Raw genomic sequence first — 14818 nt, forward strand, 5'->3', positions numbered from 1 at the left:
GTCTTTCAAGGGGGCTTTCAAAATGTTCGGGAAGAGGATTCTTTTCACCGCGACCGCTGCAGCGGCTTTGCTGGCGGGCGCGCATATGGCATCGGCCTGCGAGGTCACCGTCGGCCTGGTGATGGAGCTGACCGGCCCGGCCGGCGCCTATGGCCAAGCCGGCACCAAGTCGGTGGAGATGGCGTTCCGCGACATCAACGATGCGGGCGGCGTCGCCGGCGGTTGCAAGCTGGTCACCGACACGCGGGATTCCCAGAGCCAGGGCAATGTCGCGGTCGATGCCGCGACCCAACTGGTGCAGGTGAAGAAGGTGCCGGTGATCATCGGCGGCATCATCTCCTCGGTCTCGATCCCGATCCTCACCTCGGTGACCGCGCCGGCCAAGGTGGTGCAGGTCTCGCCGGCCTCGTCCTCGCCGACGCTGACCCAGCTCGCGCGCGACGGCAAGACCAACGGCGTCTTCTTCCGCACCATCACCTCGGACGCGCTGCAGGGCGTCGCCTCGGCCAAGTACGCGCTGGACCAGGGCCTGAAGAAGCTCTCGATTATCCATGTGAACGACGACTTCGGCGCCAACATGGTGGCCGAGTTCACCAAGGCCTATAAGGCGCTGGGCGGCGAGATCGTCTCCGACACGCCCTACAACGCCAAGCAGGCGAGCTATCAGCCGGAAGTCACCAAGGCGATGGAGGGCTCGCCGGACGGGCTCTACCTGGTCGCGACCCCGGTCGATGGCGCCACCATCGCGCGGCAATGGGTCAGCCAGGGCGGCCCGCAGAAGTTCCTGCTGAACGACGGCATGAACAGCGAGGACTTCATCAAGGCGGTGGGTGCGAAGTATCTCGAGAACGCCTACGGCACCTCGTCGGGCACCGACACCACCGCCTCGACCGACTATTTCAACGCCAACTATAAGGCCTTCTCCGACATCGATCCGGGTGCGCCCGCGGCGGTGCAGGGCTATGACGCCGGCGCCATCGTCGGCCTCGCCATCGCCCAGGCCGGCAAGGCGGAATCCGCGGCGATCCAGGATTCGATCCGCAAAGTGCTGGATCCCAAGGGCACCGTCATCCATGCCGGCAAGGAGGAGTTCGCCAAGGCCCTGGCCCTGATCAAGGAAGGCAAGCCGATCAAGTATGAAGGCGTGATCGGCCCCGTCACCTTCGACCAGTATGGCGACATCACCGGCCCCTTCCGCCTGTGGAAGATCACCAACGGCGAAGTCGCCACCGTCGGCCAGATGTCGGCGGCCGATGTCGACGCCATCAAGGCGAAGATGGGGAATTGAAGCCGTCGCGGCCGAACTGATGCAGTCATTGCGTGGCTCCCCCGCCTCACCTCCCCCGAAGTCGGGGGAGGGAGAGGGCAGACGCGATGCGCCCCTCCCCCGGCTTCGGGGGAGGGTGGGTGGGGGAGCCACAAACTCGCTGCCTGTTGCTTGCCAATGACCAAGATCCCCGACCACACCGAACTCGCCCCCGGCCTCACCATCAGCCGCGTCGTGACGGGTCTCTGGCAGGTCGCGGATATGGAGCGGGGCGGCAAGGCGCTGGATCTCGACGCCGCGGCCGCGGCGCTCGGAGACTACGCGGCGGCCGGCTTCGACACCTTCGACATGGCCGACCATTACGGCAGCGCCGAGGACATCGCCGGTCGGTTCAATCAGGGCGTCGCCGCAGGCAAGTACAGACCGGCCGCGGTCTTCACCAAATGGTGCCCGACGCCCGGCGAGATGACGCCGGAGGTGGTGCGCGCAGGGGTCCAGCGCAGCATGCACCGGCTGAAGACCGATCGCATCGATCTCCTGCAGCTGCATTGGTGGGTGTTCGAGCATCCGGCCTATCTCGATGCCATGCGCGAGCTGAAGAAGATGCAGGCCGAGGGCAAGATCGGCCATCTCGGCCTCACCAATTTCGACACCGACCATCTGCACCTGCTGGCGAAGCAGGGCTACCGGATCGCCACCAACCAGGTCTGCTTCTCGCTGCTCGACCGCCGCGCCGGCGAGGAGATGACGGATTTCTGCCTCGCCAACGGCGTGAAGCTGCTGGCCTATGGCACGCTCGCGGGCGGGTTGCTGACCGAGAAATGGCTGGGCAGACCCGAGCCGGCGGTCAGCGACATCAAGGACTGGAGCAAGATGAAGTATGCGCGTTTCGTCGCCCAGATCGGCGGCTGGAACGTGCTGCAGGGAATCCTCGAGGCGCTGGCGAAGGTCGCGCGGAAGCACGGCGTCTCGATCGCCAATGTCGCGACCCGCTGGGTGCTGGAGCAGCCGGCGGTCGGCGCCATCATCGTCGGGGCGCGGCTGGGCGAGAGCGAGCACCGTGCCGACAACCTGAAGCTCTTTTCCTTCGCGCTCGATGCCGAGGACAAGCGGGTGATCGACGCCGCCTTGGACGAGACCAGCCGGATCCCCGGCGATTGCGGCCAGGAATACCGGCGGCCGCCTTATCTCACCGCCTCGGGCGACCTCAGCCATCATCTGAGCGAGCTGCCCAAGGCCTATACCGCCGTCCCGGTGCCCGACCGGCCACATCGGCTCCGGGTCGATACCGGCAGCGTCTGGGAATCGCTCGCGGGCTACAGCCGTGCCGTGCGGGTCGGCGACCGCATCCTGGTCAGCGGCACCACGGCGACGCACAGCGCCGGCGAAGTCGTCTGCAAGGGCGATCCGCGCGGGCAGACCGTCTACATCCTGGATAAGATTGCCGCCAGCATCGCGGCCTTGGGCGGCAGCCTCGAGGACGTGGTGCGAACGCGCATCCTGCTGCGCGACATCGCGCAATGGGAGCCGGTCTCGCGGGTCCATGGCCGCTATTTCGGCGACATCCGGCCGGCCAATACTTTGGTATCGGTCGCCGGCCTGGTCGGCGATTATGACGTCGAGATCGAAGCGGAAGCCATCATCCGCTGATGCGCTAAGACCCTTGCCGAAGTAGGCTTACAGACAGCGGCACTCTTGAACTCGGGTGCCGGCGCGCCGATTTCCTCTCGCACCTCCAGGGCCGTTCCGAAAGAAAGTGTGGGATTTCTTGGCCAAAATCGTTTTAGGATCGGCGATCCTCATCCGCTCTGCAGGACGCTGACGCATGACGGACCAACCTCCCGCATCGACTGCCGCGCCGCCTGAACCGGTCCAGCCGGCACCTGCTTCCAAAAGCGGGCGCTGGATCCTGACCTGCCTCGTCCTCGGCGCCGTCGTGTTCGGCGGCGGCTACTGGTACTTCCAGCATTACCAGGCGCCGCCGCAGCAGGCGCAGGCCGCGCCGCCGCCGATTCTCCCCGTCACGGTGTCGAAACCGCGGGTCGAGACCATCACCGAATGGGACGAGTTCACCGGCCAGTTCGAAGCGGTGGATTCGGTCGAGATCCGCGCCCGCGTCAGCGGCTATCTCGACAAGATCGGTTTCGAGGACGGGCAGATGGTCAAGAAGGGCGACCTGCTCTTCGTGATCGATCCCCGGCCGTTCGAGATCGCACTGAAGTCGGCGCAATCCTCGCTGGCCTCGGCCAATGCGCGGGTGGCGCTGGCCAAGCAGCAACTGGGCCGCGCCGAGACTTTGAAGCAGAAGGACTTCACCTCCCAGGCGACGCTCGACCAGCGCCAGCAGGAGGCGGTCAGCGCCGCCGCGGACGCCCAGGTCGCCCAATCCGCCATCAACGCGGCCCAGCTCAATCTCGACTTCACCCGGATCGAGGCGCCGCTCGACGGCCGCATTGGCCGGCACGAGGTCAGCCTCGGCAACCTGATCATGGGCGGCGACGGCGGCGAGACCACGCTCCTGACCACGATCGTGTCGCTGGACCCGATCCGCCTGGTCTTCGACATGAGCGAGTCCGACTACCTCGCCTATCAGCGCCGCGAGCAGGAAGGGAAGATGGAATCCAAGCGCGAGAGCCTTCCGGTCGAGGCGCATCTGATGGACGAGAAGGATTGGACGCTCAAGGGCAAGATGGACTTCGTCGATAATCAGGTCGATCGCAGCTCCGGCACGATCCGCGCCCGCGCGGTCTTCCCCAATCCGGGCATGCTGATCACCCCGGGCCAGTTCGGGCGGATCCGCATCACCGGCTCCGAGCCGCATGAAGCGATCCTCATTCCCGATGCCGCGATCGTCTCCGACCAGTCGAAGAAGATCGTCATGACGGTCGAGGCCAATGGCAAGGTCGTGCCCAAGGTGATCCGCCCCGGCCCGAACTACCAGGGTCTGCGCATCGTCCGGGACGGCCTCTCGAAGGACGACGTCATCATCATCGACGGCTTGCTGCGCGCCCGCGCCGGCGCCACGGTGAAGCCGGAGCCGGGCAAGATCGAGTTCCCGGCCCAGCTTGAGAACTGAGCCCGAGAACTAAGGCGGGGCGGACCCCTTGAAGTTTTCCCATTTCTTCATCGACCGGCCGATCTTCGCGACCGTCATCGCGGTCTTCATCACCCTGATCGGCGGCTTTGCCTATTTCACGCTGCCGGTCGCGCAATATCCCGAGATTGCACCGCCCACCATCGAGATCCGCGCCAGCTATCCCGGCGCCTCGGCCGAGGTCGTCTCCAACACGGTGGCAACGCCGCTCGAGCAGGAGATCAAAGGCGTCGAGAACATGCTCTATCTCCAGTCGCAGGCGACCGGCGACGGCAACCTGGTCATCACCGCGACCTTCCGGCTCGGCACCAATCTCGACACCGCCCAGGTCCTGGTGCAGAACCGCGTCTCGGCCGCCGAGCCGCGCCTGCCGGAAGAGGTGCGCCAGATCGGCGTCACCGTGCGCAAGAACTCGCCCGACCTCATGATGGTGATCCATCTCTCCTCGCCGGACAATTCGCGCGACCAGCTCTACATGTCGAACTACGCGACCTTGAACATCAAGGACGTGCTGTCGCGGCTGGACGGTGTCGGCGATGTGCGGAACTTCGGCGCCCGCGACTATTCGATGCGCATCTGGCTAGATCCGGAGAAGATCGCCGCCCGCAACATGACCGCCGGCGACGTCATCCAGGCGCTGCGGCAGCAGAACGTGCAGGTCGCCGCCGGCAGCCTCAACCAGCCGCCGGTGCCGAAGCCCGGCGATTTCCAACTCGCGATCGAGACCCTGGGGCGTCTGGACGATCCCCGCCAGTTCCGCAACATCGTCGTGAAATCCGAGCCCAACGGCCAGGTGACGCGCCTCGAAGACGTCGCCAAGGTCGAGCTCGGCGCGCAGGATTACAGCGCCAACGGCTATCTCGACCGGCGTCCGGCGGTGCCGCTGCTGCTGTTCCAGCGCCCCGGCTCCAACGCCCTCGAGACCGCCGATCGCATCATCAACACCATGGCGACACTCGCCAAGGATTTCCCGCCGGGCCTCACCTACAGCATCGTCTACAACCCGACGGAGTTCATCGCGGAATCCGTCCGTGAGGTGATCAAGACCATCTTCGAGGCGGTCGGTCTGGTGGTCGTGGTCGTGATTCTGTTCCTGCAGACCTGGCGCGCTTCGATCGTGCCGATCGCCGCCATCCCGATCTCGCTGGTCGGCACCTTCATCGTGCTGGCCGGCCTCGGCTATTCGCTCAACAACCTTTCCCTGTTCGGGCTGGTGCTGGCGGTCGGCATCGTGGTGGATGACGCGATCGTCGTGGTCGAGAACGTGGAGCGCAACTTGAGGCTCGGCATGAGCCCGCGCGAGGCCAGCCGGCGCACCATGGAGGAGGTCGGCGGCGCGCTGATCGCCATCGCCCTCACCTTGATCGCGGTCTTCGTGCCGGCGGCCTTTCTCTCCGGCATTTCCGGGCAGTTCTTTCGGCAATTCGCCGTCACCATCGCCGCCGCCACGGCGATCTCCTGCCTGGTATCGCTGACCCTCAGCCCGGCACTTTGTGCGCTGCTGTTCAAGCCGCATGACGCGCATCCGAAGCGCAAAGCCCTGCCGGCCCGGGTGATCGGCGGCTTCTTCGGCGGCTTCAATTTCGCGTTCGAAAAGCTCTCCAGCGGCTATGGCGCGATGACCCGGCGCCTGATCCGCGTCGCCGCGCTGGTTCTGGTGGTCTATGCCGGACTGATCGCGCTGACCGGCTGGCAGTTCGAGCGGGCGCCAACCGGCTTCATCCCGCAGCAGGACCAGGGCTATCTGATCACCGTGCTGCAGTTGCCGCCGGGCGCGTCGCTGGAGCGCACCGATGCGGTGGTGAAGAAGGCGATCGACATCATTCTGGCGACGCCGGGTGTCGCGCATGTGGTGCCGTTCTCCGGCTTCGATGCCGCGACTTTCACCAACGCGCCCAATGCCGGCGCGATCTTCGTGCCGCTAAAGCCGTTCCACGAGCGCGCCGAACAGGGCCTGAGCGCCGAGCATATACTCGGCGAATTGCGCATGCGCCTGGGCGCCATCCAGGAGGCCTTCTCCATCGTCATTCCGCCGCCGCCGGTACGCGGCATCGGCAATGCCGGCGGTTTCAAGATGATGATCCAGGACAAGCGCGGCCGCGGATTGGTGGCCTTGGAAGCCGCGGTGCAGGACATGGCCGGCGCCGCCAACCAGACGCAAGGCCTGACCGGCGTGTTCTCGCTGTTCAACACCCGGACGCCGAAGGTCTATGCCGACATCGACCGCGCGCGTGCCGAGATGCTGGGCGTCACCGCCGACCAGGTATTCGAGGCGCTGGAGGTCTATGTCGGCTCGACCTTCGTCAACGAGTTCAACGATCTCGGCCGCACCTATCGGGTGATCGCCCAGGCCGACGGCAGTTTCCGCCAGAACCTGCACGACATCGCGAACTTGAAGACCCGCAACAGCCAAGGCGAGATGGTGCCCTTGGGCTCGGTCGCCGCGTTCCGCGACATGACCGGGCCCTATCGCGTGCCGCGCTACAATCTCTATCCGGCGGCCGAGCTGCAGGGCAACACGGCGCCCGGCTTCTCGGCGGGCTACGGCCTCGCCGCGATGGAGAAGCTCGCCGCCGAGCGACTGCCCGAAGGCTTCGGCTTCGAATGGACCGAGCTCGCCTTCCAGCAGAAGCAGGCCGGCAACACCGCGATCCTGGTCTTCGGCGCCGCGGTCATCTTCGTCTTCCTGGTGCTGGCGGCGCAGTATGAGAGTTGGGCGCTGCCGCTATCCGTGGTGCTGATCGTGCCGATGTGTCTCTTGGCCGCGGTCACCGGCCTGCTGCTGCGCGGGATCGAAGTCAACATCCTGGCCCAGGTCGGCTTCGTGGTGCTCATTGGCTTGGCGGCCAAGAACGCGATCCTCATCGTCGAATTCGCCAAGCAGGCGGAGGAGGAGGGCGCCAACCGCTTCGACGCCGCGGTGCAGGCGGCCACCACCCGGCTGCGGCCGATCCTGATGACGTCCTTCGCCTTCATCCTCGGCGTGCTGCCGCTGGTGATCGCGACCGGCGCCGGCGCCGAGATGCGGCGCTCGCTGGGCACCGCGGTCTTCTACGGTATGCTCGGCGTCACGGTCTTCGGCCTCATTTTCACCCCGGTCTTCTACGTCGCGGTCCGCTGGCTGGCCGGCCTCCGCGGCAGGAAGCCGGCGAAGCCGCAGAAGCCGCTCGCCCCCGGGATCCACCACGCCGAATAACCCCTGGCATCCGCCTCTCCCCTGATTAGAATGGCCGCGGGATCAGAACAGGGGACCATCATGGCGGATAAGATCGGCGTCGCAGTCGTCGGCTGCGGTTTCTTCGCGCAGAATCACCTGAATGCCTGGCGCGATCTGGCCAAGGACGGCGTCGAGCTGATCGCGGTCTGCGACATCGACGCGGAAAAGGCCAAGGCGGCGGCGAAGAACTTCAACGTGCCGCGCTGGTACACCGATCTCGACGAACTGCTTAAGAAAGAGAAGCCGGGCCTGATCGACATCGTGACCCGGGTCGAGACCCACCGCGAGCAGGTGCTGAAGACCGTCGCAAAGAAGATCCCGACCATCGTGCAGAAGCCCTTCGGCTTCAACCTTGCCGACTGCCGGGCCATGACCTTGGCCGCCAAGAAGGCCGGCGTGTTCCTGGCGGTGCATGAGAACTTCCGCTTCCAGGCCCCCCTGCGCCGGATCACCGAGCTGCTGCGCCAAGGTGTGATCGGCACGCCCAGCTGGGGCCGGGTCAGTTTCCGCACCGACTACGACATCTACAAGGGCCAGCCCTATCTGCTGAACGAGACCCGCTTTGTCATCAATGACCTCGGCGTCCATGTCTGCGACCTGGCACGCGCCTATCTCGGCGAGGTCGAGCACGTCCTCTGCGAGACCCAGCGCCGCAACTCGAAGGCCAAGGGCGAAGACACCGCCACCATGATGATGAAGCACGTGAACGGCGCGGTCTCGATGGTGGAATGCACCTACGGCGCCCATCGCCTGCCCGACATCTTCCCGCAGACCCTGATCGAGCTCGAAGGCCCGAAGGGCGCCATCATCCTCTACAAGAACTTCGACCTCGAGATCATGGTGGGCGGCAAGATCACCAAGGAACATGCCGACGCCGAGGTGTTGCACTGGGCCGCGCGGCCCTGGCACATCATCCAGGAAAGCGTGCTCGCCACCAACGCGCATATCCTGAACGCCCTGCGCAGCGGCAAGCCCGCGGATGTCTCGGCCGAGGACAACTTCAAGACGTTTGCGTGCTGCGAGGCGGCCTACAAATCCGCCGCGACCGGCAAGGCGGTGGCGCTGGAACCGCTGGCGGTGAAGGGCAAGGCAAAGCGGACCGCGAAGAAAGCGCCGGCGAAGAAGAAGTCCGCGGTCAAGAAACAGCCCGCGATGCGCGCGCGTTCGAAGAAGTGATCGGTCGAAGATTCCCTCCGCGGAGGACTCAGACAATCCCCGCCGACTGCTTCGCCTGGGCCGGCCGCTCGTTCGCCTTGTGCCGCCGATAACCCGACCAGCGATAGACACCCAAAGGATCGATCGCAGCGCCGCCGCGGTGCCGCGCCATGCCGAGGATCGGCGAGACGTCGGTGTTGAAGGCGGCCTTCAGCGTATCCAAGGCCATCAGCGCGTCGTTCTCGGCCTGCGCCTGTTCCAGCCGCGCGCGGTCGATGAGGCAAGCCTGGGCATAGCGGCGCTGCAGCTCCATGGCGCTCGCCATCAGGCTCTCGACCGGATCGGTCACGTTGTGCGACTGGTCGAGCATGTAGGCCGGCGCCACGTCGAGCGCGCCGCGGTCGGCGGCATCGACCAGCTCGTTGAACACCAGGAACAGCTGGAACGGGTTGACCGAGCCGGCGTCGAGATCGTCGTCGCCATACTTGCTGTCGTTGAAATGGAAGCCGCCGAGCTTGCCGAACTGGATCAGCCGCGCGACGATCTGCTCGATGTTGGTGTTGGGCGCATGGTGCCCGAGATCGACCAGGCAGCGCGCCTTCGGGCCCAACTGGGTGGCGGCCCAGTAGTTGGTGCCCCAGTCGGAGATCACCGTCGAATAGAAGGCGGGCTCGAACATCTTGTGCTCGATGAAGACCTGCCAGTCCTCCGGCAGGGCGGCGTAGATCGCCTTCATGCTCTCGAGATAACGCTCCAGCGCCCGCGCGAAATGCTGCTGCCCGGCGAAGTTGGACCCGTCGCTGATCCAGACCGTGAGCGCCTTCGAGCCCAGCACCTTGCCGAGCTCGATGCATTCGACATTGTGCGCGACCGCGTGCGCTCGGGTCGCGGCATCGGTATGGGTCAGACTGCCGAACTTGTAGGAATGCTTCTGCTCGGCCTGGTCCTGGAAGGTGTTCGAGTTGACCGCGTCGAAGCCCAGCCCCAGTTCGTCGCCGAGCTGCTTCACTGCATGCACGTCCTTGTTCTTGTCCCAGGGGAAATGCAGCGAGACGGTCGGCGTCGCGCGTGTGAGCTTCTGGATGGTCGCGCAGTCTTCCAGCTTGTCGAACACGTTGCGCGGCTCGCCGACTCCGGCGAAGCGGGCGAAGCGCGTGCCGCCGGTGCCGACACCCCAGCTCGGGATCGCGACGCCGAAACCGGCAACGGCCCTGGCGATGGTCTCGATGTCGGTGCCGCTCCGGGCCAGGCGGCGGGCAAGGGCGTCGTAGTCCTCATTCAGCGCCGGGAGGAGCTTCGCGTTCTGCTCGGCGATGTCCGTCGCGGAAATCCGATATGTGCCGGTCATGTTTTCCTCCCGTCTTGGCGTTGGCCGTCTCGGCGCTATTTGATTCGCTCGTACCAGTCATAGGCCCAGCCGTCGAGCGCATCGATGACGGCGCGCTTGGCCGGCTCTTCCATGGCCTTCGTCGTCCAGTCCGCCGGAGTCCAGACCTTGGCGGGCGTGTTCGCCGGCAGCAGGAGATCCGGGGTCCAAAGGTATTCGACAGAGTAGCGCTGGTTGCTGTTGAGCAGCCGCGCGAATCGCGCGCCCAGCATGACGACCGGAACGAACAGTCCGTGCTGCTTGCCGTACTTGGCGATGGCGGCGTTGCCGGGTTCGACATCGCCGGCCAGGCCCAGGCTCAGGGGCCGCAGATGCCAGCAGTCGAGCCGGCTGCCGCTGTTCTCCTTCACCACGGAATCGAAGTAGCCGTCGTCCTCGCAGAGGCGGAAGGGCGTGAACCAGTCCTCCTGCCGCTTCTTGATCTGGACCCAGATCCGCACCACGCGGTCGATGGTCTTGCCGGCGCGCGAGACCAGGATCTCCTGGTACATCGGGAAGTTGGGATAGCGCGGGTTGGGAATCACGATACTGTCGATCACTTCCCACTGGCCCGGCGGCAGCGGCACCCTGACCGACTTGAAGCTCTCGAAATCCTCCACGGTCGTCGCGTTCGCCGCAGGGCTCCATGCGCCACACGCCAGCAGTGCCAGCGAGACCAGCATCGCTGGGATGCGGAAACGGCCGGTCATTTGAGACCTCCGCCCGGGCTCTCCTGGTTGGTTTCGGTGGCGAGGGCGGACGCCTTGGCCGCAAGCGCCGCAACGCCGTCGATCGCCGCAGCCGGAAGGACATTGGCGGGCGGCGCCTCCAGAGCCAGCTTGGTGACCATCGCGGCGACCGCGGCCTGTATGCCGGCCGAGGGCGGCTGCGGCGGGCTGGGCGGTCCGGATTGCGCGTCGATCCTCGAGGCCAATCCCGCGGCGACGTCGACCGACGCACCGCTCAGGTTCGAGAAGGTCGCAATGCCATCCTCGACATAGATGACGGTCGCCCCATCCGGCTCGGTGAGGAGGTTGAACACCGTTCCGCGGACGCCGACGGTTGCCGTCGCCGAGCGGGTTCGATAGCCGTCGCGCGGCATCGTTCCGGTGACCAGTCGAAGCACGCCCTGCGCCAGCGTCACTGTCATGGACGGCTTGCGGCCGGCTGCGGGGACGACGAACTCGTCCAGCGTCACCCTGGAATTGGAGCCGACCGAAAGCACCGTGGAGTCGATGAATCTCGCCTGCGCTGCGCTGTGCTCGCCGGCGGCGATCACCTCCTGGAACAGCAGGGCATCGCCGACCCTCAACGGCGCCGGCTTGGCGCCGATTTCCCCCATGACATTCCGAACCACGACCGTCGCCTGTCCGATCGTGGGCTGATCCTGGGCCGCGGCGGCGCTCGCCTGCAGCAGCAGCGCCGCGAGCCCGAGAACGGGAATACGCAAGAGCAACATCGGCCACCTCCCGCATGAGGCGAGCCGGCCGGTAGCGGCGACAGGCCCGACCCTGTTGCCGGTCTCCCCCAAGCCGAGCTTACCATGGCGGCCCGGGCCGGGGAGGTGCGCGGCCGGTCGTGCGATGACCGGTCGCATACCTCTTCGCACCGTCTCAGCGGGTGAACGACACCGCATTCCCGGCGTCCACATTCAGGATATTGCCGGTCGATTTCGGCGCCTCGGTGCAGAAGAACTTCACCGCCGCGGCGATGTCCTCGGGATAGACCGAGAGCTTCAGCAGCGAGCGCTGGCGGTAATGCTCCTCGAGCTGGCCCTGCTCGATTTTGTAGGCTTCGGCGCGTTCCTTCAACCAGTCGCCGGTCCAGATCGTGGAGCCGCGCAGCACCGCATCCGGATTGACCACGTTGACCCGGATCCCGTCCGGCGCGCCTTCCAGCGCCAGGCAGCGTGCCAGATGCACTTCGGCGGCCTTGGCGGTGCAATAGGCCGAGGCGCCGGGCGAGGCCGCCATCGCGTTCTTCGAGGCGATGAAGACGATGCCGCCGCCGATCTTCTGCTTCTTCAAGAGGCGGAAGGCCTCGCGGCTGACCAGGAAATAGCCGGTGGCGAGCACCGAGATATTCTTGTTCCAGAGCTCGATCGAGGTGTCCTCGACCGGTGCCGAGGAGGCGATGCCGGCATTGGAGACCAATATGTCGATCCCGCCGAACTGCCGGGCGGCAGCGGCGAAGGCGTCGATCACCGACTTCTCCTCGGTCACATCGACCGTGATGCCCCAGACCCGGTCCTTGCCATGCTTGGATCCGAACTCCTTGACCGTGCCGTCGAGCCGGCTTTGGTCGATATCGACCAAGGCCACGCAGGCCCCCTCGCCGAGCAAGGCCTCGGCGGTGGCGCGGCCGATGCCGCCGGCGCCGCCGGTGATGAAGGCGACCCGGCCGGCGAGGCTCTTTGGTTTCGGCATGCGCTGCAGCTTCGCTTCCTCCAGCAGCCAGTATTCGATGTCGAAGGCCTCCTGCTCATCGAGGCCGACATATCTGTCCACACCGCTGGCGCCGCGCATCACGTTGATCGCGTTCACGTAGAACTCGCCGGCGATGCGTGCCGTCGCCTTGTCGGTGGCGAAGGTGATCATGCCGACGCCCGGCACCAGGAAGACGATCGGGTTGGGGTCGCGCAGCTTCGGGCTGTTCGCCCGCTTGCAGCGCTCGTAATAGGCCGTGTACTCGGCGCGATAGGCTTCCAGCGCCTGGTCGAGATTGCCGATCGCCTTGCCGTCGAACTGCAGCACCAGCGGGCGGATCTTGGTGCGCAGGAAGTGATCGGGGCAGGAGGTGCCGAGCGCCGCGAGGGCTTCGAGGTCCTTGGCGCAGACGAATTCCAGCACCTCCGGTGAGTCGTTGAAATGCCCGACCTTGGGCTGCTTCGCCGAGATCTTGCCGCGGATGAGCGGCATCAGCTCGGACGCGATGCGCTGCCGCTCCGAGACCGCGAGCGGCGCCCGGACGGCACCGCCGAACAGCGTTTTGCCGGCCAGCTTCTGCTTCAGCCAGGCGTCGGCCTTGCGGATGATGCGCAGGGTCTGGTCGTAGCAATCCTTCGAGGTGTCGCCCCAGGTGAAGACGCCGTGGCCCGCCAGCACGATGCCCTTCAGCGCCGGGTTCTTCACCGCCATTTCGCCCAGTTTCAGGCCGAGGTCGAAGCCGGGACGCTGCCAGGGCAGCCAGCCCATCTCCGCGCCGAAGATTTCCGCGGTCAATTCCCGGCTGCGCGCCGCGGCGGCGATGGCGATCACCGCGTCGGGATGCATGTGGTCGACATGCGCCTTGGGGATGAAGGCATGCAGCGGCGTGTCGATGCTGGCGGCGCGCGGATTCATGTTGAAAGTGCAGTGGGAGAGATAGGCCACCATCTCGTCCTCGTGCGCCAGGCCGCGATAGAGCTTCTTCAAATGCTCGAGCTTCTCGAGATAGAGCGTCGAGAAGCCGTCGAGCTTCATGCTGCCGAGATCGCCGCCCGAGCCCTTTACCCAGAGCACGGTCACATCTTCACCGGTCAGCGGATCCTTGGCCGGGATCTTCGCCGAGGTGTTGCCGCCGCCGTAGTTGGTAACCCGGAGATCGGCACCGAGCAGGTTCGAGCGATAGAGCAGCAGTTCCGGCTCGCCCATCCCCGCGGCCTTGCTGTCGTCCCAAAGCGAAGGAATGCCCTCGATCGTGTCCACGGCGCCGCTCCATCAATTCGTCAAAATCGCTCATCCAGCCTCTGCGGACGAGCGGGCCCGTCGCTTCGAATAGGCCTCTCCGGCGGCTTGGTCAACGCCTTCTAATCATTTTGCATCGCAGCGAGGGTTTGCTGCGACGCAAAATGATTTGTGCATGAGCAAATTTGAACAATTCGATTTGACGCGGCCCGGCGCTTCCCTGTATTCGGGATCGATGCTGCAGCGGCAACGCCATCACATGATCTGCGAGATCGTCGCGACCCAGGGTTACGCGACGGTGCCGGATTTGATGACCCGGCTGGAGGCCTCGCGCGCGACTGTCGCCCGCGACATCCAGGAACTGGCGCTCGCGGGTCGGATCCGGAAGGTCCGGGGCGGCGCCGAAGCAATGCACGGCGCGCCCGCGCTCGATGAGCCGAAGTTCGATGCCAGCCAGCTGCGGAACCGCGAGCGGAAGCGGGCGATCGCGCGCGCCGCGGCGGAGCTCTGCCAGTCCGGCGAATCCATCATCATGGACGGCGGCACCACGGTCTTCGCCATGACCGAGTTCATCGCCGGCCGCGACCTCGAAGTGCTGACCAATTCCTTCCCGATCGCCGAAGTCCTGATGAAGCGCGGCCGGGGGCGGGTGATCCTGCCCGGCGGCGAGGTGTTCCGCGAGCAGGGCCTGATCCTCTCGCCCTTCGAGGACGACACAATCGAGCGTTTCATCGCCTCGAAGATCTTCATCGGCGCCCGGGCGATCACCCAGCACGGGCTGATGCAGACCGATCCGCTGCTGATCCGAGCCGAGCAGAAGCTGATCCGCCAGGCCGAGCAGATGATCGTGCTGACCGACAGCAGCAAGTTTTCGAACCGCGGCAGTCTCATTCTCTGTCCGCTGGAGCGGATCCACACCATCGTCACCGACGACGGCGTCGAGAGCGGCACGCATAAGATGCTGACCGATGCCGGAATCAGAGTCATCGTCGCACATCCATTGCAGACGGCGTCGGTCGCGTAACGGCGCGACCGGCCGAACGAACAAAGACAC

At 65.8% G+C, this 14818-nt stretch carries 10 protein-coding genes; 6 read left to right on the forward strand and 4 right to left on the reverse strand.

The features are described from left to right. Positions 1 to 22 precede the first annotated feature (22 nt). From ACYQ4T_RS02025 to ACYQ4T_RS02045, 5 genes are all read left to right on the forward strand, one after another. Positions 23 to 1288 carry an ABC transporter substrate-binding protein gene (locus ACYQ4T_RS02025; RefSeq protein ID WP_459850387.1) on the forward strand — a complete coding sequence of 422 codons (1266 nt, stop codon included), beginning with the start codon at positions 23 to 25 and terminating at the stop codon, positions 1286 to 1288. A gap of 156 nt (positions 1289 to 1444) precedes the next feature. Beyond that, the gene (locus tag ACYQ4T_RS02030) at positions 1445 to 2917 is read left to right on the forward strand and encodes an aldo/keto reductase (RefSeq protein WP_459850388.1); all 1473 of its coding nucleotides are present in this window, start codon (positions 1445 to 1447) and stop codon (positions 2915 to 2917) included. Between the two features lie 175 nt (positions 2918 to 3092). Continuing rightward, complete coding sequence (locus ACYQ4T_RS02035; RefSeq protein ID WP_459850390.1) at positions 3093 to 4343, forward strand: efflux RND transporter periplasmic adaptor subunit; 1251 nt, start codon at positions 3093 to 3095, stop codon at positions 4341 to 4343. A gap of 28 nt (positions 4344 to 4371) precedes the next feature. Beyond that, complete coding sequence (locus tag ACYQ4T_RS02040; protein WP_459850391.1) at positions 4372 to 7557, forward strand: efflux RND transporter permease subunit; 3186 nt, start codon at positions 4372 to 4374, stop codon at positions 7555 to 7557. A gap of 60 nt (positions 7558 to 7617) precedes the next feature. Then, entirely contained in the window at positions 7618 to 8754 is a 1137-nt protein-coding gene (locus ACYQ4T_RS02045; RefSeq protein WP_459850392.1) for a Gfo/Idh/MocA family protein, read from the forward strand. 28 nt (positions 8755 to 8782) lie between these two features. Here ACYQ4T_RS02045 and rhaI read toward each other — a convergent pair whose 3' ends face one another. From rhaI to ACYQ4T_RS02065, 4 genes are all read right to left on the reverse strand, one after another. Continuing rightward, positions 8783 to 10081, reverse strand: coding sequence for an L-rhamnose catabolism isomerase (gene rhaI / locus ACYQ4T_RS02050; protein WP_459850394.1), 1299 nt, complete (start codon positions 10079 to 10081; stop codon positions 8783 to 8785). 35 nt (positions 10082 to 10116) lie between these two features. Further along, positions 10117 to 10809: a hypothetical protein gene (locus ACYQ4T_RS02055; RefSeq protein ID WP_459850395.1), complete on the reverse strand. Its 693-nt coding sequence runs from the start codon at positions 10807 to 10809 to the stop codon at positions 10117 to 10119. Next, positions 10806 to 11558, reverse strand: coding sequence for a FecR family protein (locus tag ACYQ4T_RS02060; RefSeq protein WP_459850396.1), 753 nt, complete (start codon positions 11556 to 11558; stop codon positions 10806 to 10808). Before ACYQ4T_RS02060 ends, ACYQ4T_RS02055 begins: the two co-directional genes overlap by 4 nt. A 154-nt stretch (positions 11559 to 11712) precedes the next feature. Continuing rightward, positions 11713 to 13785 (reverse strand): bifunctional rhamnulose-1-phosphate aldolase/short-chain dehydrogenase, encoded by a 2073-nt coding sequence (locus ACYQ4T_RS02065; RefSeq protein WP_459850397.1) that lies wholly within the window; start codon positions 13783 to 13785, stop codon positions 11713 to 11715. A 154-nt stretch (positions 13786 to 13939) separates the two neighbouring features. Here ACYQ4T_RS02065 and ACYQ4T_RS02070 point away from each other — a divergent pair, with 154 nt between their 5' ends. Further along, on the forward strand, positions 13940 to 14788 hold the full coding sequence (locus ACYQ4T_RS02070; RefSeq protein ID WP_459850398.1) for a DeoR/GlpR family DNA-binding transcription regulator: 849 nt from the start codon (positions 13940 to 13942) through the stop codon (positions 14786 to 14788). Positions 14789 to 14818 lie beyond the last annotated feature (30 nt).

It is taken from the genome of Dongia sp. agr-C8, from assembly GCF_054658695.1.

Coding starts and splice junctions, on each gene's coding strand:
- ACYQ4T_RS02025 (WP_459850387.1), top strand. CDS start 23: ATGTTCGGGAAGAGGATTCTTTTCACCGCGACCGCTGCAGCGGCTTTG.
- ACYQ4T_RS02030 (WP_459850388.1), top strand. CDS start 1,445: ATGACCAAGATCCCCGACCACACCGAACTCGCCCCCGGCCTCACCATC.
- ACYQ4T_RS02035 (WP_459850390.1), top strand. CDS start 3,093: ATGACGGACCAACCTCCCGCATCGACTGCCGCGCCGCCTGAACCGGTC.
- ACYQ4T_RS02045 (WP_459850392.1), top strand. CDS start 7,618: ATGGCGGATAAGATCGGCGTCGCAGTCGTCGGCTGCGGTTTCTTCGCG.
- rhaI (WP_459850394.1), bottom strand. CDS start 10,081: ATGACCGGCACATATCGGATTTCCGCGACGGACATCGCCGAGCAGAAC.
- ACYQ4T_RS02055 (WP_459850395.1), bottom strand. CDS start 10,809: ATGACCGGCCGTTTCCGCATCCCAGCGATGCTGGTCTCGCTGGCACTG.
- ACYQ4T_RS02060 (WP_459850396.1), bottom strand. CDS start 11,558: ATGTTGCTCTTGCGTATTCCCGTTCTCGGGCTCGCGGCGCTGCTGCTG.
- ACYQ4T_RS02070 (WP_459850398.1), top strand. CDS start 13,940: ATGAGCAAATTTGAACAATTCGATTTGACGCGGCCCGGCGCTTCCCTG.